The 22205-nt window shown below is 59.4% G+C and carries 15 protein-coding genes and 2 pseudogenes; 9 read left to right on the forward strand and 8 right to left on the reverse strand.

Annotated elements, in window-relative coordinates; all coding sequences use genetic code 11:
• The first annotated feature begins 208 nt into the window (after positions 1 to 208).
• From PH558_RS06385 to PH558_RS06400, 5 genes and pseudogenes are all read left to right on the forward strand, one after another.
• Positions 209 to 2922, forward strand: a pseudogene (locus PH558_RS06385) (ABC transporter transmembrane domain-containing protein).
• A 53-nt stretch (positions 2923 to 2975) separates the two neighbouring features.
• A complete protein-coding gene (locus tag PH558_RS06390) occupies positions 2976 to 3452 on the forward strand; it encodes a cyclic nucleotide-binding domain-containing protein (protein WP_015343447.1) in 477 nt (158 codons plus the stop codon).
• Between the two features lie 52 nt (positions 3453 to 3504).
• On the forward strand, positions 3505 to 4029 hold the full coding sequence (locus PH558_RS06395) for a CYTH domain-containing protein (protein WP_285202813.1): 525 nt from the start codon (positions 3505 to 3507) through the stop codon (positions 4027 to 4029).
• 122 nt (positions 4030 to 4151) lie between these two features.
• Positions 4152 to 4402: pseudogene (locus PH558_RS34205) on the forward strand (ribbon-helix-helix domain-containing protein).
• A gap of 2 nt (positions 4403 to 4404) precedes the next feature.
• Positions 4405 to 4755, forward strand: a complete 351-nt coding sequence (locus PH558_RS06400; protein ID WP_095437095.1) for a type II toxin-antitoxin system RelE/ParE family toxin — start codon at positions 4405 to 4407, stop codon at positions 4753 to 4755.
• Between the two features lie 30 nt (positions 4756 to 4785).
• Here PH558_RS06400 and PH558_RS06405 read toward each other — a convergent pair whose 3' ends face one another.
• From PH558_RS06405 to melA (PH558_RS06435), 7 genes are all read right to left on the reverse strand, one after another.
• Complete coding sequence (locus PH558_RS06405) at positions 4786 to 5928, reverse strand: fumarylacetoacetate hydrolase family protein (RefSeq protein WP_285202817.1); 1143 nt, start codon at positions 5926 to 5928, stop codon at positions 4786 to 4788.
• A gap of 179 nt (positions 5929 to 6107) precedes the next feature.
• Positions 6108 to 7478 (reverse strand): alpha-glucosidase/alpha-galactosidase, encoded by a 1371-nt coding sequence (gene melA / locus PH558_RS06410; RefSeq protein WP_285202820.1) that lies wholly within the window; start codon positions 7476 to 7478, stop codon positions 6108 to 6110.
• Positions 7479 to 7497: 19 nt separating this feature from the next.
• Positions 7498 to 9168: an ABC transporter ATP-binding protein gene (locus PH558_RS06415; RefSeq protein ID WP_285202821.1), complete on the reverse strand. Its 1671-nt coding sequence runs from the start codon at positions 9166 to 9168 to the stop codon at positions 7498 to 7500.
• Between the two features lie 13 nt (positions 9169 to 9181).
• Positions 9182 to 10309: an ABC transporter permease gene (locus PH558_RS06420; RefSeq protein WP_285202822.1), complete on the reverse strand. Its 1128-nt coding sequence runs from the start codon at positions 10307 to 10309 to the stop codon at positions 9182 to 9184.
• Positions 10309 to 11319 carry an ABC transporter permease gene (locus tag PH558_RS06425; protein ID WP_095437090.1) on the reverse strand — a complete coding sequence of 337 codons (1011 nt, stop codon included), beginning with the start codon at positions 11317 to 11319 and terminating at the stop codon, positions 10309 to 10311. The genes PH558_RS06420 and PH558_RS06425 overlap by 1 nt, the downstream gene beginning before the upstream one ends.
• 154 nt (positions 11320 to 11473) lie before the next feature.
• The gene (locus PH558_RS06430) at positions 11474 to 13561 is read right to left on the reverse strand and encodes an ABC transporter substrate-binding protein (protein ID WP_285202823.1); all 2088 of its coding nucleotides are present in this window, start codon (positions 13559 to 13561) and stop codon (positions 11474 to 11476) included.
• 135 nt (positions 13562 to 13696) lie between these two features.
• Entirely contained in the window at positions 13697 to 15163 is a 1467-nt protein-coding gene (melA, locus tag PH558_RS06435; protein ID WP_285202826.1) for an alpha-glucosidase/alpha-galactosidase, read from the reverse strand.
• Positions 15164 to 15374: 211 nt separating this feature from the next.
• On the opposite strand from melA (PH558_RS06435), the gene PH558_RS06440 reads away from it, so the two are divergent.
• Positions 15375 to 16277 (forward strand): helix-turn-helix transcriptional regulator, encoded by a 903-nt coding sequence (locus PH558_RS06440; protein ID WP_483314132.1) that lies wholly within the window; start codon positions 15375 to 15377, stop codon positions 16275 to 16277.
• A gap of 196 nt (positions 16278 to 16473) precedes the next feature.
• Positions 16474 to 18717, forward strand: a complete 2244-nt coding sequence (locus tag PH558_RS06445) for a glycoside hydrolase family 2 protein (protein WP_285202832.1) — start codon at positions 16474 to 16476, stop codon at positions 18715 to 18717.
• A 21-nt stretch (positions 18718 to 18738) separates the two neighbouring features.
• Here the strand turns inward: PH558_RS06445 and PH558_RS06450 are convergent, their stop codons facing one another.
• Positions 18739 to 19650, reverse strand: coding sequence for a GntR family transcriptional regulator (locus tag PH558_RS06450; protein ID WP_285202833.1), 912 nt, complete (start codon positions 19648 to 19650; stop codon positions 18739 to 18741).
• 318 nt (positions 19651 to 19968) lie between these two features.
• Here PH558_RS06450 and PH558_RS06455 point away from each other — a divergent pair, with 318 nt between their 5' ends.
• The gene (locus PH558_RS06455; protein WP_095437085.1) at positions 19969 to 20988 is read left to right on the forward strand and encodes an aldo/keto reductase; all 1020 of its coding nucleotides are present in this window, start codon (positions 19969 to 19971) and stop codon (positions 20986 to 20988) included.
• A gap of 177 nt (positions 20989 to 21165) precedes the next feature.
• Complete coding sequence (locus tag PH558_RS06460; RefSeq protein ID WP_069610312.1) at positions 21166 to 22155, forward strand: ABC transporter substrate-binding protein; 990 nt, start codon at positions 21166 to 21168, stop codon at positions 22153 to 22155.
• Positions 22156 to 22205 lie beyond the last annotated feature (50 nt).

A 22205-nucleotide genomic window follows, 5' to 3' on the forward strand; every position in this document is an offset into this window, starting at 1 on the left:
CTGTCGTTTTATCCTCCTGGATTCCCGCAATCTTGTGATATAAATCGAAAATTCGATGAATCGGGAGGAGCGTGGACGAAAGACCGGGCCGAGTCCCCTTTCACATATGGGGCCACGTATCCGTAACGAAACCTTCCCGCATCTCTGCAACATCGGTGCCGGCATCGCGCTGGCGCTGGGCGTTGAATTTGAAAGCCTGCAGTAAGCAATGGAAAAAAGCCTAGCGCGCTACATTTGGTCGAATACCCGGCTGGAGCAGGTCTGGATACTGCTCGTCGTCGCGGCCTCGATGATCCCGTACTTCCTGTCCTTCGACTTGCCGAAGCAGATCGTCAACGGACCTATCCAGGGCAAGGGTTTCGAGCATCCTGGCGATACGCAGACCTTCATGCACATCGCTTTCGACATGCCGCTCATCGGCCATGTCGAGATTTTTCAGGGCGTGCAGCTGACGCGCATGTGGATGCTCGTTGCGCTGAGCATGGTGTTTTTGGCGCTTGTCGTGCTCAATGGCCTTTTCAAACTCTATATCAATACCTACAAGGGACGTCTGGGCGAGCGCATGCTCCGCCGCATCCGCTTCGAGCTGATCGACCGGGTCTTGCGGTTTCCGCCGTCGCATTTCAAGCGGGTCAAGCCCGCCGAAATCGCCACCATGATCAAGGACGAAGTGGAGCCGATGGGCGGCTTTACGGGCGATGCCTTCGTGCAGCCCGCCCTTCTCGGCGGCCAGGCGGTAACGGCGCTCGTCTTCATCATCATGCAGAATTTCTGGCTCGGTATGATTGCCGCGGCCATCGTCGCCGTGCAGGCCATCGTCATTCCCCGCATGCGCAAGCGGCTCCTGGAGCTCGGGCGCCAGCGGCAGCTGACGGCGCGTGAGCTTTCCGGCCGCGTCGGCGAGATCGTCGATGGCATCGGCACCATCCATGCCAACGATACCACGAACCTGGAGCGCGCCGACATTGCGCACCGGCTCGGATTGATCTTCTCGATCCGTACGATCTTTACCAGTGGAAGTTCCTGGTCAAATTCATCAATAACTTCCTCGCTCAGGTGACGCCGTTCCTGTTCTACCTCATCGGCGGCTTCCTGGCCTTGCAGGGCCGGCTGGACATCGGTCAGCTCGTCGCCGTCATCAATGCTTATAAGGACCTGCCCGGGCCGCTGAAAGAGCTGATCGACTGGGACCAGTCGCGTCAGGACGTCCAGGTAAAATACAATCAGGTAGTCGAACAGTTCAGCGTCGACCATCTGATCGATCCGAAAATCCAGGCGGTTTCGCCCGCGCCCGCCGCCCGCATCACCCATTCTCTCGTCGCGACCAATCTGACCATCGTCGACGACAGCGGTGCGCGCGTGCTGGACCACGTTTCGGTTGAAATTCATCCGGGCGAAAGGGTGGCGATCGTCGGCGACAGCGGTGCGGGCGGCGAATATCTTGCAGAGGCGTTCGGACGCCTGATCTGGCCGGATAGCGGCCGCATCTCGATCGACGGCCACGATATTCTGGAACTGCCGGAATCGCTCATCGGGCGACGCATCGCCTATGCCTCGTCCGAAACGTTCTTCTTTCACGGCACTTTGCGCAGCAATCTCCTCTATGGGCTCAAGCATGCGCCGCTCGTTGCCCCTGTCTACAGCGAGGATGAGGCGGCAAAGGTCAAATGGAGCATGGCCGAGGCACGGCGTGCCGCCAATCCGGAATTCGATCTCAATAGCGACTGGGTGGACTATGCCGCCGCCGGGGCGACGGGGCCGGATGATATCTACTCTGCCATCCGTCCGGTTCTCGATGCCGTCGCCATGTCGCAGGATATTTTCGACATGGCCTTGCGCTCGAATGTCGATGCCACGGCACATCAGGATCTGACGTCGCGCATCGTCGAGCTGCGACAGGCATTGCGATCGCGGCTTGAGGAGGAAAAACTCGCGGATCTCGTGGTTCCCTTCGAGTTCGATGCTTATAATCCGCAAGCGACCGTTGGTGAAAATCTGCTTTTCGGTACGCTGAAGCGGCCGCAGATGACCAACCGCAAACTGGCGGCTCATCCCTATTTCCAGCAGATATTCGCCGAGACGGGTCTGGTATCCGATTTGTACGATATGGGGCTAGAGATTGCCGAAAACGCAGTCGAACTCTTCACGGACCTGCCGCCGGACCATCCGTTCTTCCAGCAGCTGACCTTCATGACGGCGGAAGACATCCCGACGTATGAGGCGCTGCTGCAGAAGCTCAACGGCAAGGGCTATGAGGCGGCGACCGACGATGAGCGTGCGGCCATCATCCGGCTGAGCTTCTCCTATATCGAACCGCGTCACCGCTTCGGCCTTCTGACGCAGGTGCTGATGGAAAAGATCGTGCAGGCGCGCGCGAAGTTCTACGAGAATATTCCGGCCGATCTCGCCAAGGTCATCGAGCGCTACGATCCGGAGCGCTTCACTGCGTCTGCCACCTTGATGGACAACGTGCTGTTCGGCCGCATCGCGCATCAGCAGGCGAACGCGCCGGAGCGCATCCACCAGATCATGTATGATGTGTTCGGGCGTCTTGGCATGCATGATGGCGTTCTGTCGATCGGGCTGGATTTCGACGTAGGCTCAGGCGGCAAGCGCCTGACCAATGTGCAGCGCCAGAAGCTCAATCTTGGTCGCGCTCTTTTGAAACGAGCCGATTACATCATCTGCAATCGCCCGCTGCCGGCGCTCGACCATCGCGTCCAGGATCAGATCGCGAGAGCCATTCTGGGCGAACTCCATAGCGGCGATTATGCACCAGCGATCATCTGGGTTCTCTCCAACCCCAGTTTTGCCGAATTGTTCGACCGTGTCATGGTTTTCGATCACGGCAGCCTCGTCGAAAACGGCTCTACCACCGATCTTTTAGAGAAAAACGGTATGTTCAAAGAACTGTTATCGTAATATCCTATCTCGACAGTGGCGTCTGGGGCCGAACACTGGGGGTACCGAAGCTCATGCTTCTGAAGGACGAAGTTGAAATGCTGAAGCGGGTGCCGATTTTTTCGCGCATTGCACCCGCAAAATTGAAACTCTTGGCGTTTACGTCCGATCGGGTCAGCTACAATGCTGGCCAAACCCTGTTTCATCAGGGCGATCAAGGTGATGCGGCCTATGTTGTTCTTTCAGGAACTGCTGATATTCTCGTCGATAGCCCAGCCGGCGAGATCAAGGTTGCCGAAGTCGACCTCAATTCCATCGTCGGCGAAATTGCCATCCTCTGCGATGTCTCCCGTACAGCCACGGTGAAAGCGACTTCCAGGCTGGAAGCCTTGAAGATCAGCAAGGAGCATTTCCTGAAGCTACTCAGCGATTTCCCGGAGATGGCCGTCGAGATCATGCGCGTGCTCGCAGATCGCCTCAACCACACGACTTCGGAACTGACCGCCGTCCGAAGCCGCCTCAACCAGCCGCAATCGATGTCCACCCATTGAGATTGAGGGGGCAGGGGCTCGTGCATTTGGGAAGCGGGCGCCCCATTTCAATATGGCGAACTCAATTCCGAAATATGCGCGGCCTGAATATGAACGCCGATTTCTTCTCAGCGACATTCCAGATCTTTCCGGTCTAGCATCTCGGCTGATCGAAGATCTTTATCTCGATGACACCCGGCTACGCCTGCGCAAGATCATCAGCGAAGATGGAGACGAGCAATACAAGCTCTGCAAGAAGTACCCCGGCCCGAGCGCCAATCCGCTCGCAATCGTCAATATCTACCTGACATCGCAGGAATATGATCTTCTTTCAGCGCTGAACGGCAAAGGTATTCGGAAGAGGCGGTACAATATCGCCTCGTCCCCGCTTTGCCTCGATGTTTTCGAGGGTCAGCTTGCCGGCCTGGTTCTATGCGAGATCGAGGCGGAGTCCGTCGCGTCGCTCGAAGCGCATACATTGCCTCACTGGATTGGACGGGACGTTTCAGACGATCCGTTTTTCACCGGCGGCAATCTTGCTTCTATCGATGCTGCACAACTGTCGGCGAGACTGGCATCGCTGGGATCTTGCGCTTAGTCGTCAACGATCTCGCCGGCAATGAAGAAGTCCCACGGTAGGCAGCGCGTTCTTACCGTGAAGAATATTGACAATATATGCTACCAACTCCGCAATTGAGGTGGAATGGAAGGATAGTTCCGATGGCGTCGGGTAGCGTTCATGTGAAGGTCAGCGGTGCGCTGCAAGATCACATTCAGCGGCAGATCGGCGATAATGGTCTTTATGATAACGCCAGCGAATATATTCGCGCCTTGATCCGTCGCGACCTTCAAACCCGTAATCAGGCGTGGGGTGCGCTCCAAAAGAGCTTGCGCCGGCCATGCGCGCGGATGACAGCGAGTTTATCGCAGTTTCCGCCGAAGATGTCATTCGCCGCAATACGCGTCGCTGATCATGGTGGTGTATCGCTTTTATCCGCGCGCGGATGCAGCGCAGGACAAGACTTGGCGGGGTACAGGAGAGAAGCAGGCGGTGACGTATATCACCGGCTTGCATACCCGTTTGCAGCGGCTATGCGAGGAAAGGGTGATATGGCGCAAGCTTCCGCAGCGTCTTGCAGTTCCCGCCGACGTGAAACACGAGGCGTATTTCAGCCGCTGCGAGCATCATTATGTCTTTTTCCGGGAGCTCGGTAATGGCGATCTCGGCGTGATGAGCATCTTGCATGAGTGCATGGATCTTCCCGTGCGCCTTGCCGAGGATCTGGCGGCGCTTTCCGGGAGAGCGGGATCTTTCAAGGCGTAGGGTCGGTGTGGCCAATTTGCCTTTGAAGTCTCAGATCAATCCTCGCCGGGCGAGGTTGCGCATCAGATGCGAGGCGCCGAAGGTCCAGGGCGGGCATTCGGTCGACAGCAGCACGCGGTTCTTCAGCGATCCCAGCTTGTCGTTGGAGATGGTGACGATGTCGCCGACCTTGTGGGTGAAGCCTTGGCCGGGCGTGTCGCGATCCTCGACTGGGGCAAATAGCGTTCCCATGAACAGCACGAAGCCGTCGGGATACTGATGGTGACGGCCTATGGTCTGGGAGACGAGATCGAGCGGATCGCGGCTGATTTCCTTCATCGATGAGCGGCCGTGCAGCACATAACCGTCCTCACCTTCGACTTTGAGGTCGAGATCGGCGTTGCGGACGTCATCAAGATTATAGGTCTCGTCGAACAGGCGGATGAACGGCCCGATCGAGCAGGAAGCGTTGTTGTCCTTGGCCTTGCCGAGGAGCAGGGCGGAGCGGCCTTCCACGTCGCGCAGGTTGACGTCGTTGCCGAGGGTGGCGCCCTTCACACGGCCCTGGCTATCGACTGCCAGCACGATTTCCGGCTCGGGATTGTTCCACTTGGAGATCGGATGCAGTCCGACATCCGCACCTTGCCCAACCGACGACATGACCTGCGATTTGGAAAAGACTTCCGCGTCCGGTCCAATGCCGACTTCGAGATATTGCGACCAGACGCCTTCCTCGATCAGCGCTGCCTTGACCTTGGCCGCTTCCGGTGAACCGGCCTTCAAGTTGCGCAGGCTGTCGCCGATCAGCGCCGTCACTTTGCCGCGGATCGCTTCGGCAAGGTCCGGATTGCCGGCAGCGCGCTCCTCGATGACGCGCTCCAGCATCGAGCGGGCAAAGGTGACGCCACAGGCCTTGATCGCCTGCAAGTCGATGGGGGCGAGAAGGTGGATGGCCGCGTGGTCGGCCTTGGCGGTAAGCAAATCGCCGAGTTTGACGATGGCTTCGCCTTTCTGCGTGCGAATGAAAGCCACCGGATCATCTTTTTCCAGAAGGTCGCGCATGGTCGGAGTTTCCTTCGAGGTGATGTCATAGAGCGTGCCATCGCGAACGGTGACGAGAGCAGGGCCTTCCACATCCGGGCGCCAGATGCGGCCGACGAATGTTCCGGTGGTGAATGTGTTCGAGTTGGCCATGTCGTTCGTCTCCTCCAAACTGCGTGTGTTTTCTAACCCAGGCGAAGGTGCTTTGCCATGGGTTATCGAGGCGATATTCGCCCGCATATTGGATTTTCATCTTTTCCTGGAAGCTAAAAATGTAAGGCCCCGCGGCGCCACCGCGAGGCCCTTTGGGCCGCAAGCCGGGAGAGAGGGCTTTACGCGGCCTGAACCTTGCGATTGCCGCGCGCCCATTCCGGCAGCCAGTCGCCGTGGGCTGCCAACAGCTCATCGACCAGCGACCAGATCTGATCGAGATCGAGTTCTGCTGCCGTATGCGGGTCCATCATCGCGGCATGGTAGATGTGCTCGCGGTTCTCGGTCATCAGAGCCTTTACGGTCAGTTCCTGCACGTTGATGTTGGTGCGGATCAAGGCCGTCAGCTGCGGCGGCAGATCGCCGACATAGGTCGGCTGAATGCCGGAGGCATCGACCAGGCAGGCGACTTCGGCCGCGCAATTATAGGGCAGCGAGGTGATGCAGCCATTGTTGCGGACGTTGCCGTAGATGACGGAGGGTTCGCCGGTCCAGACGGAATTAATGATCGAGGAGGCATATTCCTTCGACTGCTTGACCTCGATCTTTTCCGCCGTGCGATATTCCTCGGCCTGGTTCTTCCAGCGCGCCACCTGCTCGATGCAGCGCTTCGGATATTCGTCGAGCGGAATGCCGAACTTCTCGATCAGGTCCTCGCGGCCTTCCTTGATGAAGTAGGGTGTATATTCGGCGAAATGCTCGGAGCTTTCCGTGACGAAATAGCCGAGGCGGGTCAGCATCTCATAGCGCACCTTGTTAGGGCAGCGCGGGTTCCAGCCGGGCTTCGGGGCGCGTCCTTCGCGATAGGCGCGAACGAGATCCGGATAGAGGTTGCGGTAGGAACCATCCGGCTGGCGATGCTCGAATTCGAGATAGAAGGCCATGTGGTTGATGCCGGCCGAGCGGTAGCGGATCTCGTTGTAGGGAATGTCGAGATCGTGCGCCAGTTCCATCGCCGTGCCCTGCACCGAATGGCAAAGACCGACCTGCTTGATCGTCGGGTACTTCTCCCCGATCGCCCAGGTATTGATCGCCATCGGGTTCACATATTGCAGCATGATCGCGTTCGGGCAGACGGCGAGCATGTCCTCGCAAATCTTCCAGAGATGCGGAACCGTGCGCAGGCCGCGCATGATGCCGCCGACGCCGAGCGTGTCGGCGATCGTCTGGCGCAGGCCATATTTCTTCGGCACTTCGAAATCGGTGACGGTGCAGGGCTCGTAGCCACCGATCTGGAAAGCGACGACGACGAAATGCGCGCCGTCGAGCGCCTTGCGCTGATCGGTAAAAGTTTCGACCGTCGCGGAAGTGCCCAGCGTCGAGGCCAGCTTGCGGGCAACGATGGCGCTTTCGTCCAGCCGCTGCGGATTGATATCCATTAGCGCGATCCTGGCGCCGGCAAGGGCGGGCCGCTGCAAGACGTCGCCGATGATATTCTTCATGAAGACGGTCGAGCCGGCGCCGATGAAGGTGATCTTGGGAGTGCCTGTCATTTCAAAATCTCCTGGGATGCTACGAAGCTACTTCGAACGCCGCTCTGACAAGGCGTTCTGTGTAAGCCGTCTTGGGATGGGACAGAACCTCTTCGACCGGCCCTTGCTCCATGATCTTGCCATGCTGCATGACGATGACGCGATGGCAAAGGGCGCGGACGACCTTGAGGTCGTGAGAAATGAAAAGATAGCTCAGACCTTTCTCGTCCTGCAGCTTTCGCAGGAGGTCGATGATCTGGGCCTGAACGGAAAGATCGAGTGCGGAGGTCGGCTCGTCGAGAAGGATGAATTCCGGCTCGAGCGCGATGGCGCGGGCAATGGCGATACGCTGGCGTTGGCCGCCGGAAAACTCGTGCGGAAAGCGCGAGAGAATGTTGGACGGCATGCCGGCGCTGACGAGCGCCTCCTTGACGCGCTCCAGGCGCTCCGCCTTGTTGGAACCGAGATTATTGACAATCAGCCCCTCGCAAATGATCTGGCCGATGGTCATGCGCGGATTGAGCGACGAGAAAGGATCCTGAAAGACGATCTGCATGCGCGAGCGCAACGGCCGCATCTCGGCGCGAGACCGGCCATGGATCGGCTGCCTGTCGAAGAAAATTTCGCCGCCATCGGCATCGATCAGCCGCAGCAGCGCCTGGCCGAAAGTGGTCTTGCCCGAGCCGGATTCACCGACAAGGCCCAGCGTCTCGTGGCGGCGCAGTTCGATATTGAGGCTGTCGACAGCGACGAGTTCGCGCATGTCGGGTTTGAAGAAGCTGCCGTGACGCAGCATGAACGCCACCTTGACGGACTTGCCTTCGAGAATCGTGTCGCAGTTCGGCGGCAGCGGCTTTGCCTGTCCACGTGGCTCCGAGGTCAGCAGGTGCTGCGTATAGGGATGCTGCGGATTGGCGAAGAGTGCTTCGGTCGTATTGTGCTCGCGCATTTCGCCATGCTGCATCACATAGACATAGTCGGAGAACTGGCGCACGACCGTCAGGTCGTGGGTGATCAGGATCACGGCCATGCCCAGCTGCTTTTGCAGGTTGCGGATGAGGTTCAGGATCTGCGCCTGCACGGTGACGTCGAGCGCCGTGGTCGGTTCGTCGGCAATCAGTACGTCCGGGTTATTGGCGAGCGCCATGGCGATCATCACGCGCTGACGCTGGCCACCGGAGAGCTGGTGCGGATATTGCTTCAGCCGCGCTTCCGGATCGGGAATCTGAACCTGCTTCAGGAGGTCGAGCGCCCGCTTTTCCGCGTCGCGGCGGCTGACCTTGCGATGAACCCTTATGGCTTCGACGATCTGGCTGCCGATCGTGTAGATCGGGTTGAGCGAGCTCATCGGCTCCTGGAAGATCATTGAGATACGATCACCGCGCAGCTGCCGGCGCGCGCGTTCGGAGAATTTCAGCACGTTCTTGCCGTCGTAGTGAACAGCGGACCTGTTAGAGACGACAGCGCGCTTGGTCAGGAGGCCCATCACCGTGCGGGCGGTCACCGATTTTCCCGATCCGGATTCACCGACGATGGCGATGGTTTCGCCGCGATAAAGCTGGAAGGTGATGTCCTTGACGGCATCGACCATGCCGTCTTCCACCTTGAACTTGACGGCAATATTGCGGGCGTCGATGACAGGCGCGGCCGTCTTGTTCGCGGCATCGAGCCGCCTGTCAGGAGCGAAGGAATTGACGAGTGCAAGAGCCATATCCGTTCTCCTCTCAATAAGGATCGATCGCGTCGCGCAGGCCGTCGCCAAGGGCGTTGAAGGCGAAGACGGTGACGAGAACGAAGGCGACGGGAGTAAGGATCCAGGGATAGGAGCCGATGACCGAATAGGTCGACGTATCCTGCAGCATCAGACCCCAGGAGATCAGCGGCGGTTTGACGGCAAAGCCAAGGAAGCCGAGGAAGGATTCCAACAGCACGACGCTTGGGATCGCGAGCGTCACGGTCACGATCACGTGGCTCATGACGTTCGGGAAAATATGCTGCAGGATGATGCGCCGGTCGGTCGCGCCGACCGCCATTGCCGCCCGTACATAATCGATCCGCGCGAGAGCCAGCGTCTTGCCGCGCACCTCGCGCGACATCTGCGCCCAGCCGAGCGCCGACATGACGACGATGACGAAGGCGAGGAAGACGTTGGTCGGAGCCGTCACGGGAATCAGTGAGGTCAGTGCCAGGTAGAGCGGCAGTTGCGGGAAAGCCAATACCACTTCGACGAAACGCTGAATCCAGGCATCAAGCGTGCCGCCGAAATAACCTGATATCATGCCGACCGCAGTGCCGACGGCGGTGACGATGGCAACCACCGTCAGGGCGATCATCAGGGAGATGCGCGAACCGTAGATGGCGCGAGACAGCACATCCCGGCCGAATTTGTCCGTGCCGAGGAAATGGACGGGACCGCCATCGGTGGCGCCGAAGAGATGCCGGTTACCGGGGATCAGGCCAAAGAGATGATAGGGGTCACCTTTGACGAAGAGACCAAGCAGGCGAGGGTGATCGTAATCCGGTCCGACGATCGGTTGGAACGTGACCGGATCGAGGTCGCTGGTCTCGGCGAGCGCGTAGACCCGGGGCTGGAGGACGAAATTACCATCCTTGTCGTGAAAGCTGATGACCTGCGGCGGCGCGAAGCCGGTGTCGGTCGCCTTGGGATCGAGCGGTGCGATGAATTCGGCGAAGATCGCCATCAGCAGGAGTAGGACGACGAGGGTAAGGCCACCCATGCCGGTCCAGGAACGCTTCAGGCGACGCCAGACCAGCGCGAGGTAGCTCTCGTTGCCGCTCTTCTGTTTGATCTTCTCTTCGGGTGGCGGCGGGGAGTTGCTGAAGGCTAGCATCAGTGGATCCCTCCTTGTTGACGCACACGTGGATCGAGCAGGGCAAGCAACATGTCGGCGATGATGTTGCCGACGATGAGGGTTGCCGAAAGCACCATCATGAAGGTTGCGGTCACGTAGACGTCGCCGACCGCCATCGAGCCGACGATCGCCGGCCCGACCGTCGGCAGCGTGAAGATGATCGCGGTCTCGATTTCGCCGGTCAGCATATAGGGCAGAACCACGCCCTGATACATGATCAGAGGATGCAGCGCATTCGGCACGGCATGGCGCATGACGACAGCGCTGCCTGAAAGCCCCTTGGCGCGCGCCGTCTCGACATATTGGGCATTCAGCGTATCGAGCAGGTTGCCGCGCATGATGCGCATATTGTAGGCGAGGCCGCCGAAGGTGGCGATCGCGACGACCGGCCAGACATGCTTGACGAGATCGACGAATTTGGCCCAGGACCAGGGCGCGCCGCCATATTGCGGCGAGAAGAAGCTGCCGATCTCCGAGACGTTGAGCTGGAAGACGAGGAGATAGACGATGATCAGCGCCATCAGGAAGCGCGGCACCGTCATGCCGAGAAAGGAGATGCCGGCAAGCAGATTGTCGATCCAGCTATATTGCCGCGTCGCCGCCCATATGCCGAAGCCGATGCCGAGAACGGACGCCAGGATGTGGCATACGAGTGCCAAGGCCAGCGTTCGCGGCAGGCGCTCGCCGACGACATCGGCCACCGGCTTGTTGTAGACCATGCTGTAGCCGAAATCGCCCTTGGTGACGATGCCACCGATCCAGTTGAAATACTGGACGATCATCGGCTTGTCCAAGCCATGTTCCTTGCGATAGGCCTGCGCCTGGGCATCCGCCTGTTCGAAGGACGCACCGCCCTGGTTCATCAGTTGCGAGCGGATGTAATCGGCATAATCGCCTGGCGGCGCCTGGATGATGGCAAACGTCACCACGCTCAGGATCAGGAGCACGGGAATGGCGGAGGCTATGCGAACGAGCAGGAATCGTAACATGGGACGGTTCGCTTCTCTTGATGCTGTCGACTGTCCCATTCTCCAGGAACGACATCGCCAGCGCTTCATTTAACCCGGCGATAGCTGATCGCTGGATGTTTCAGGTCCCATGGCAACCGGCATCATACCGGCTGCCATGGGGTTGGTTGAGACCTTATTTGATCGGGCCGGCGCTGCCTGGGGCACCCGGCAATTCCTCTGGGAACAGCTCGTATTTGCCCTGTTTGTCTGCCGCTACCCAGAGCCGCTCGCGGATGATCGAATCTTCTGCCCAGTTGAACAGGAAGATCGGCGTGCCCGGAGGAACGTTGGAGAAGCGCTTGTTGATGATGAGAGCGCCTGGATATTCGGTCAGGCCAATATTGTAGAGATGCCCGGTCGAGATCTTCTGGAACTGCTTCATCAAGGCCACGCGCTCGTCGTTATCCTTCGACGTGATGAACTTGTTGACGACATCGACCATGTCTTTTTCGAAGGGCATCAGGTCCAGCTGACCGCTTTCCGGGGCGCGGTGGTTCCAGCTGGTACGCGGGCCGACCGGTGCAAGCTGTTCGGTATTCTGCACGACCGAGGCAAGCTCCGTGCTGTTGCGGCGGACCATCCAGTCGAAGCGGCCGCTGTAGTTGGCATCGTCGCGCTTGGGACCAACGAGCGAGTTTATGATCACCCGAAGCCCGAGCTTTTCCATCTGGCTGACGACGCCCTCGGCGAGGCTCTTGTCGGTAGTGTAGTCGCTGTTGACGAGAAGGGTGATCTCGACATCCTTGCCGCCATTGACGCCGGCAGGGAAGTTGACGATGCCGTCGCCATCCGTGTCCTTCAGGCCGGCTTTTGTAAGCTCGGCCTTCGCCGCTGCGAGATCGAACGGGTAGTAAACCGTGGAATTGCGATCATAGAAGCTGCTGCCGGAGGATAGGCCGCCCGGATAGATCGCCGTGAACGGTCCCTTGACAAGCGACTCCCCGAGCGCTTTGCGATCAAGCGCCATGGTCACGGCCTTACGGAAATCCTCGTTGCGATTCAACTCGCGCACCGCCTGGGCACGCTCGTCCGGACTGCCCCAGCCATTTGCGGAGAAATTCATCTGCAGATTATAGCCGATGAGGCGGGGACCGAAGGCGAGACGGGCCGGAGCATCTGGTTGTGCGGCGCGCTTCAGAGAGGCGACGAAGTTTTCCGGCTGCTCGAGGTTCGACAGGTCGCCGGAGCCGGCAACTGCCTGTACGTCGCGGTCTGCCCAAGTCGAGAGCTTGTAATGCAGCTCGTTGAGGTAAGGCAGCTGATTGCCCTTTTCGTCGACCTTCCAATAATAGGGATTGCGGCGCATGACGATGATATCGTCGGAACGGTATTCGACCGGGACCCAGGCACCCATGACCGGCATGTTCATATATTCCGGCGGGAAGGCATTCTTGAACTGGTCGTAGGTGTTCTTGGAATATTTCGGGTGCTGCGGCTTCAAAAGATGCGACGGGCCTGGGCAGAAATTGGGATAGGCCATCGTGTAGAGATATTGCTTCGGGAAGGCGTCCTTGAAGGTCCACTCGATTGTGTAATCGTCAATCTTCTTGAGGGTCGTTCCTTCGCCGAAAGCTTCCGGAGATGCACCGCCGCCAAGCGGCGAGACATTCGGATCGATGACCTCGTCATCCCAGTAGAACATGATGTCATCGGCGTTGAAGGGCACGCCGTCGGACCATTTTGCACCTTCGATCAGGTGCATGGTGAGCTTATGGCCGTCCGGCGACCATTCCCAGCTCTTGGCGAGGTTCGGCAGCGGTTCGGTGTCCTTCGCTTCCACCTGGAAGAGGGGAGCCGTGCGCGTCAGGCACTCCGAAAGGCCGATGTCGATGCCGCCCCAGCCCTGCGTCTGGCCGGCGCCGTAGTTCCAGCCTTCCGGCCGGCCGCCGATGACATGGCGCAGCGTGTCGCCATAGACACCGATGCCGTCGGGCATGTTGCCGGTTTTGAACACGAGCGGCTCTTTCGGCAGGCGATCCTTGACGGGCGGCAGTTTGCCGGTCTTGACGAACTTCTCCGTCATCCAGGTAGGCTCGTGGTATTCCGGCAGCGCCTTGAATTCTAGAATGGAATTGCGCTCGACATATTTGATCTTTCCTTCCGCCGGGAAGACCGGTGGAACGGGCGGCACAGTCGCGTCGGCTGCATGGGCGCTGATCGCGATTGCGGATGTGGCAATCGTCAACGCAGCCAGAAGGCCGATCGGTCGAAAATGTCTCATCTTTTCTCTCTCCCTAAATCGCGAGCGTTCCGTTCGAGACCTCGCGTTCCTCCTTTGAAACGAAAGATGGCTGGTTGAAGCGGGACATCCCCTTAAGATCCCGCCTCAACCTCCACCTTCCGGCCTGCCTGCTCGTCAGCCAGCCTGTTTCAAGGCTGCTTTCTCCGCGCGCAACTCCTCGATCGAGCGAACGTTGCGGCTCGCCGCGCCCTTCCAGTCGCGTGTCTTGACCTTGCCGCGCGACAGGCGCTCCTTCGCCTCGTCCACGGCATGCGCATATTGCGGCAGCCAGCGCGCTTCCGCGACGACCATTTCGTCGACCATCTGCCAGACCTCCTCCGGCGTGGCGACGGCGCCGACCAGCGGGTCGTGCAATACGGCGAGTTTCAAGAGATCGATATCGCCGCTGATGGCCGCATGGACTGACATGCGCTGAACGTTAATCGAGGAAATGCAGGTGGCAGCGCACGCCTCAGGCAAGGTGATGCCCGCCACCATGTTGATGCCGAAGCGATCGACGAAGCCGGGCGACTCGATGATGGCATCATTAGGCAAATTGGTGATGACGCCATTGTTCTTGACGTTGAAATGACCGCGATAGACGCGGTTGGTTTCCAGCGCTTCGAGAATATGGCTGGCATGCTCGTTGGAGCGGCGGGCCGGGTCGATCGGCTGCGAGGCGCTGTCGAGGATCTGCGGGAATTCCGTCTCGAACCAGTTGCGCGTCTCGGTGGAGTGGCGCAGATAGCCGCCGGTCTCGCCGTGGATCCAATCCGACATGTCGATCCACCGGTTGATCTCGTCGGGACGCTTGCGGTACCAGGGCAGGTATTCCGACAGGTGACCGTTGCTCTCGGTCGAATAGACGCCGAAACGCTTCAACACGTCGATGCGTAGCTTTTCCTGCTGCGAATAGACAGGATGCGCCTCGAAGGCGGCGATCAGCTCATCCTTGCCGATCTTGCGGCCGTTGAGGCGGAGATCGACGAACCAGGTCTGGTGGTTGATGCCCGAGCAGATATAGTCGAGTTCGCTCTTGTCCTTGGCGCCAAGCACTTCAGCGATCTGTTCGGCGCCGTGCTGGACGCCGTGGCAAAGGCCGATCGTGTCGACCTTGCCGTATTCGATGGCCGCCCAGGTGTTCATCGCCATCGGGTTGGCATAGTTCAGGAATTTGGCGCCGCTCTCGGCGACCTCGCGGATATCCTTGCAGAAATCCAGAATGACCGGGATATTGCGCTGGCCGTAGAGGATTCCGCCGGCACAGATCGTATCGCCGACGCACTGGTCGATGCCGTACTTCAGCGGAATGCGGATATCCTCGGCATAAGCTTCCAGGCCACCCACGCGCACGCAGCTGATAACGTAGCGCGCGCCTTCCAGAGCCTTGCGGCGATCCGTGGTCGCCGTGACACGCGTCGGCAGCCTGTTGGATTCAACGATCCGGTCGAGGATCGCCTTGATCATCGTCAGATTGTGCTCACTCACATCGGTCAGCGCGAATTCGACGTCGCGGAATTCCGGCACGCAGAGAATGTCGGTGAACAGCTTTTTCGTGAAGCCGACGCTGCCGGCGCCGATAATAGCGATTTTGAAACTCATGATCCTCACCTTCAAGTCGATCAAACAAGCAGCGGCAGGGGAAATCGACGGCATTTTCCTCCAGTGCCGAATCGGCTGCGGAATAGGCCGAAATCGAGATTTTTCCTCCGATCGCCGTTCCTCGCCGGCGAGCATGCGCTGTTTTCTGGCGGGATTATGCCTATAATCGGCGAGGCGAACAGAGAACTATTATGCTTTTGAGGGTAATTTTGTGCTGCAAGAATTGATCGATAACGGACAGGTCATGCGGACGGTTTCCCTGCCGCGTGGACGCCACCGATTGCATGCCATGCCGACCAGTGCCGGATATGAAGTCCGCGAAGACGAACCCTATGATTGGGATGGACGACGACGCGGCCTCACACCATTCACCGTGCTGCAGCACACGATCAGCGGCACAGGTCGGCTGCGCTATGAGAGCCGTAACTATCGCGTCAATGCCGGCGATACGCTGCTCGTTCTCGTGCCGCATAACCACCGCTATTGGCTGGAGAAGGGGGAGCGCTGGGAATATTTCTGGATCTCCATGAACGGCGAGGAAGCGCTGCGTATCCATCGCCTGATACTCGCTGCCGCCGGCCCCGTCCTGAAGCTGCAGCAAGCGACGATCGATCATCTTGCCGATTGCAGCCTTCGGCTCGTGAAGGGCGCCTCGACGCCGGCTTCGGCTTCTGCCATCGCCTATGAGGCCGCCATGGCGCTCTATGACGACGTTTTCGGCTCACATGCCTTTGCCGCCGACCGCTCCGTCATGCAGATCGTCATCGACCACATCAATGCCAATCTCGACAAGCCGCTGCCGGTCGAAGAGCTTGCGAAGGTGGGTGGTCTCAGCCGCGCGCATTTTTCGCGAGTCTTCGCCGAGAGCGAAGGGGTGCCGCCGGCGGAATTCGTGCTGCAACAGCGCATGCAGCGCGCGGCGAAGCTGCTGACGAAGGCTGCCTTCATACCGGTCAAGGAAGTCGCGATCATGTCGGGCTTCGACGATGCCAATTATTTCTCCAAGGTATTTCGCCGCATCTACGGCATCAATCCAACCGAGTTCCGTACCACCGGCATGTATGCCGCGGTGCGCAGTCCGGTCGAGGAGACGAAGAACGGGCGGAGCCGATAGATCCGTGATAGGTCGGCTCCTTGCTATCGCTTGCTTGTCTTGAAAATGGAAATCCGCCAACCGGTCGCATTGCGCAACGGTGGCGAGCCTGTATAGATATCGCCCCGCGGCGTCCCGCCTGCCTCGCCGCGCGCCTGACTTCCCAGCAACATCTGTTCGTCATCCGATGCGACGGGCTTAATCGATAGGATTGAATATGCGTTCTGTTGTCGCCTTCAATGAATCCTGGACGTTTCATGAAGGGTTCTCGCCCGGGGATGCCGCCCGCCCGCAGGATGGACAGCAGGTCACTCTGCCGCATACGGCCGTCGAACTGCCCTTCAATTATTTCGACGAGAAATCCTATCAGCGAGCCTTCACCTATCAGAAAATCGTCAATTGGGATGAGAGCTTCGCAGGCCGTGAGGTATCGCTGATCTTCGATGCGGCCATGGCCGATGCCGTCGTCTATCTTAACGGCGAGGAGATTGTTGCTCATAAGGATGGCTACACGCCGTTCGAGGCGCGCCTGACTGGCCGCCTGCATAAGGGTGAGAACCTGATCACGGTCAAGATCGATGGCAGCGAGAACCCGGAGATCCCGCCTTTCGGCGGCCGGATCGATTACCTGACCTATGCCGGCATCTATCGTGATGTCTGGTTGAAGCTGACCGATCCGGTCTCGGTTGCCAACATCAAGGTCGAAACCGCAGATGTCCTTTCCGACCGCAAATCCGCGACGGTGCGCTGCGACATCTCCAATCCTCAAAATCTCGCTTTCAAGGGTACGGTGACGGTTACTTTGCGCTCTGCCGATGGCGCAGCCATCGCTTCCGGTCAGGCTGACACATCGGGTGAAAGCGTGAAGCTCAGCTTTGCCGCGCTTTCCGGTCTTTCGCTCTGGGAACTCGACAATCCCGTTCTTTATTCGGCCGAAGTGGAGCTTGTGAGCGAGCATGGAGCGGACCGTCACGCCGCGACTTTCGGCTTCCGCGCGGCGAGCTTCACAGCGGAAGGCTTTCTGTTGAATGGCAGGAAGCTGAAGCTGCGCGGTCTCAACCGCCATCAGGCCTTCCCCTATGTCGGCTATGCGATGGGCCGTTCCGCACAGGAGCGTGATGCTGAAATCATGAAGCGCACGCTGAAATGCAATATCGTGCGCACCTCGCACTATCCGCAATCGAAGTGGTTCCTCGACCATTGCGACCGCATCGGCCTGCTGGTCTTCGAGGAAATCCCCGGCTGGCAGCATATCGGCGATAAGGAATGGCAGCAGGAATCGATCCGCAACGTGCGTCGAATGATCGAACGCGACTGGAACCATCCCTCGATCGTCATCTGGGGTGTGCGTATCAACGAATCCCAGGATTCCCATCATTTCTACGCCGAGACGAACCGCCTGGCCCGCGAGCTCGATCCGACGCGCCAGACGGGCGGCGTTCGTTATATCACCGAGAGCGAGATGCTCGAGGACGTCTACACGATGAATGATTTCATCCTCGGCAACGAAGAACTGCCGGGTGCCAACCGGCCGCGCACGCCGCTCAGGCCGCAGCAGGAAAATACCGGCCTTTCCAAGGACGTACCCTATCTGATCACCGAATTCGGCGGCCATATGTACCCGACGAAGATCTACGATCAGGAGCAGCGCCAGGCCGAGCATGTGCGCCGACATCTGGAAGTGCTGAATGCCGCCTATGGCGACCCGTCGATATCAGGCGCCATCGGCTGGTGCATGTTCGATTACAACACGCATAGCGATTTCGGCTCGGGTGACCGCATCTGCTATCACGGCGTCATGGATATGTTCCGCGAGCCGAAATTCGCCGCTTATGTCTATGCCAGCCAGTGCGAGCCTTCCGAAGAGGTTGTCATGAAGCCGGTGACGATCTGGGCGCGTGGCGAGCGCAATATCGGCGGCGCCCTGCCACTGATCGTGCTCACCAATTGCGACGAGATCGAGCTGCGCTACGGTTCTCTGACCAAGCGTCTCGGCCCGGACAGGGAGACTTTCCCGCACCTGCCGCATCCTCCCGTCGTTTTCGATCACCGCTCCTTCACACCGGACGAACTCGGCGTATGGGGGATGGAGTGGGAGGACGTGCATTTCACCGGTTACATCAATGGCAAGCCGGTGGCGCAGCAGCATATGGTCGCCAATCCGCTGCCGACCTCGCTGCAGGTAGAAGCCGATGCAAATATTCTCCGCGCGGATGAGCGTGACACGGTGCGCGTCATCGTGCGTGCCCTCGATCAGGCGGGCTTGCGTCTGGCTTTTCTCAATGAAGCCATTACGGTCAAGATCGATGGCCCGGGCAAGCTCCTCGGACCACAAACGGTGGCATTCCAGGGTGGAACCACGGGTTTCTGGTTGCAGGCAACGGGCAAGGCTGGGACGATCAACCTCGAAATCTCATCCCCGCGCTTTGCCAGCCAAAGCTTGAGCTTTACTGCAAAGTGAGCGAGCAGCCGGCTCTTGCCGTCAGGCGGCAGAGCCGGCAACTTCGCCCGCACCCTGCGGGATCGACTGTAACAGCGTCTGCCGCGCCGAGGCGAGATGCCGGCGGCACGCGGCGTCGATCCTTCGCTGGTCGCGCGATTGCAGGGCCTCGATATAGTCGAGGTGTTCGGTCACGGCGCGGGCATTGCGCTCGCGGGCGAACGTCTTGTTCCACTGATAGTGATAGTGAAAGATGATGGCGATGACGTCGTAGAAATCGGCGATGAAGCGGTTCCCTGAGGCGCGATGGATAAGAAGGTGAAACTTTTCATCGAGACGCGAGAAATCGCGGTAATGCGCATCGAAATCCTCAAGCAGGGCGTGATGCTCCTGTTCGATCGCCTTGAGATCCTCCCAGGCGCGGTGATTGGCGGGCAGGCGGCCGAATTCCGCGGCTGAATGCAGCTCGAACATTTCGCGCACGTCGGCGAGCTCAAGCGCAAATTCGCTGGTGAAGCCCTTGAGGATCCAATGGCTGTTCGGCCGCTTTTCGATCAGGCCGAAGCGGCTGAAGCGAATGAGGAATTCGCGCACGACCGAGGTGCCGGTGCCGATCTCGCGCGCCAGTTCCAGCTCGTTGATCTGCATGCCGGGCTGTGCTTCATCGGACATGATGCGCATCATGAAACTGCGTTCGATGATGTCATGTAGTGAATCGGTCTCTTCCTTCGGGAAGAAGTCGTCCTCCGTCGGCCGGCGCAGAACCGTCTTCTGTCGCTTGTTCCAGAGAATGATGCCGGCGTCACTTAGACGCATGAGGATCGCGCGCGCCGTACTGCGGCTGACGCCGAGTTCGGCGGCGATTTCCGGCTCGCTCGGCAGCTCGGTATCGGGCTTCAGGCGCGCCGCATAGCGATTGTAAGCCTCCTTGAAGAGCGTGTTTTGCCTTGCCATTTCCCCCTCGCGTATCGTCGCCGCTCTTTACCGGCGGCGCTGTCTGAACCATGATCGAATGGCAGTCAATTGCAGGAGTGTTGACGGAGCGCACTGGCCGCCTTCCTCCAAGGCGTCAGGCGATTTGCTCGTTGACACCAAAATGTTTATTGTAGATAAAAAACAAAATCAATTGGGGGATGGACTATCGGGAGCTGACCGCCACCAATGGCGAAGGAGGAATGGGAGCGGCCCGCTTGGATCGCTCCGACAGGGATACAAGAGCGCCGGAAATGCGCTCACCGGAAATTGCGTGGCAGCCATCACAAGGGAGAGGTGATGCAAACAAGAACAATCGGCAGGACGGACCTCAAGGTCACGGAGATCAGCTTCGGCGCTGCGGCGCTGGGCGGCCTCTATCGTGCCTGTCCGCGCGACCAGGCAATGGCGACACTTCAGGCCGCCTGGGACAGCGGTATCCGCTATTTCGACGCTGCGCCCTGGTATGGCTTTGGCCTTGGCGAACGCCGCGTCGGTGATTTTCTGCGAGACCAGCCCGAGGACAGCTATGTACTGTCGACCAAGGTCGGTCGTCTCATGCGCCCGGTGCCGACCGACAAGGTGCCGAATTACGGCTATGTCGATCCTCTGCCCTTCGATGCCGATTACGACTACTCCTATGATGGCATCATGCGCTCGGTCGAGTTCAGCTATGCCCGTCTCGGGCTCAATCGCATCGATATTCTCTATGTCCACGATATCGGCGGCTATACGCACGGCAAAGCCCTGAACGAGCATTACCTTGGGCAGCTCCTGGGGTCGGGATTGAAAGCTCTGGAGGAGCTGAAGTCGTCCGGCGCGATCAAGGCCTATGGTCTCGGCGTCAACGAAGTGCCGGTCTGCCTGGATGTGATGAACGCGGCCGATATCGACTGCATTCTGCTTGCAGGCCGCTACACGCTGCTGGACCGTTCGGCGGTTGCCGAGCTGCTGCCGCTTTGCGAGAAGAAGGGAACGTCGCTCATCGTGGGCGGCGTCTTTAACTCCGGTATTCTGGCGACTGGCCCCGTGCCTGGCGCGCATTTCGACTATCTGCCGGCGACACCGGATATTCTGGCCAAGGTGGGGGCGATGGAGGAGATCGCCCGCAAGCATGGCGTTCCGCTTGCTCAGCCGGCGCTTCAGTTCCCGCTGCGCAGTCCTTGCGTGGCGTCGGTACTGATCGGTACGGCGAAGCCGGAAAGTCTTGTCCGCAACATGCAGCTCGTGGAGCCAAGGCTTCCCGACAGTCTCTATGCGGAGTTCGAAGGTTTGACTGTGGTCGCGCCTCCATTGGGAGACGAGGCGGTCAGAGTCTAGCAGATTGGGAGCTATCGAGCCGTCGGGAGAGACGGCCTCGAAGAGGAGGAAAGCCTGTTTTGGCGTCGGTGGCCTTTCCGCCGCGCGATGCGTGATGCCGCAAGGCGTTGCGATACCAGCCGTAAGCGTTCAACGGCGGGTGTGCAGGAGAACAGAGCGCGTTGAGAGGAGAAGCAGATGAAAATTGCCAAGTCACTTCTGTCCCGCCGCAGCTTTACCGGCCTTGCCGGCGCTGCCATCATAGCGATGGCGATGCCCGTGCAGTCCTTCGCGGCCGACGTGACCATCCCGATTATCGTCAAGGATACGACATCCTTCTACTGGCAGATCGTTCTTGCCGGCGCTCGCCAGGCAGGCAAGGATCTCGGTGTGAAGGTGCCGGAACTCGGCGCACAGTCGGAATCCGACATCAACGGCCAGATCAGCATTCTCGAAAACGCCGTTGCCGGCAAGCCGGCCGCTGTCGTCATTTCGCCGACCGAGTTCAAGGCGCTCGGCAAGCCCGTGGATGAAGCCGCCAAGTCCGTGCCGGTCGTCGGTATCGACTCTGCTGCCGATTCCAAGTCCTTCGTCTCGTTCCTGACGACCGACAACGTCCAGGGCGGCCGTATCGCTGCAGACGGTCTTGCGGCCGCAATCAAGGGCATGACCGGCAAGGAAGAGGGTGAGATCGCCATCATCACCAGCCTGCCGGGCGTCGGTTCTCTCGACCAGCGCCGTCAGGGCTTCCTGGAAGAGGTGAAGAACAAGTATCCGGGCCTGAAGGTTGTTGCCGACAAATATGCGGACGGTCAGGCCACGACCGGTCTCAACATCATGACCGACTTGATCACGGCCAATCCGAAGCTGGTCGGCGTCTTCGCCTCCAACCTGATCATGGCGCAGGGTGTGGGCCAAGCGATTGCGGAAAACAAGCTCGGCGACAAGATCAAGGTCATCGGCTTCGACAATGACGACAAGACGGTTGGCTTCCTGAAGTCGGGCGTTCTTGCCGGCCTCGTGGTGCAGGACCCCTATCGCATGGGTTATGACGGCATCAAAACGGCGCTCGCCGCTTCCAAGAAGGAAAAGGTCGAGGCCAATGTCGACACCGGCGCCAATCTCGTCACCAAGGCGAACATGAGCGATCCGAAGATCGACGCGCTCTTGAACCCGAAGGTCAAGTAAGGCTTGAGGCCGCGCCCCCGCAAAGCGGGCGCGGCCTTTTCGTCTGGCCG

Origin of the sequence: Rhizobium pantanalense (genome assembly GCF_030182525.1) — a bacterium.
In the GTDB taxonomy this organism is placed as follows: Bacteria; Pseudomonadota; Alphaproteobacteria; order Rhizobiales; family Rhizobiaceae; genus Rhizobium.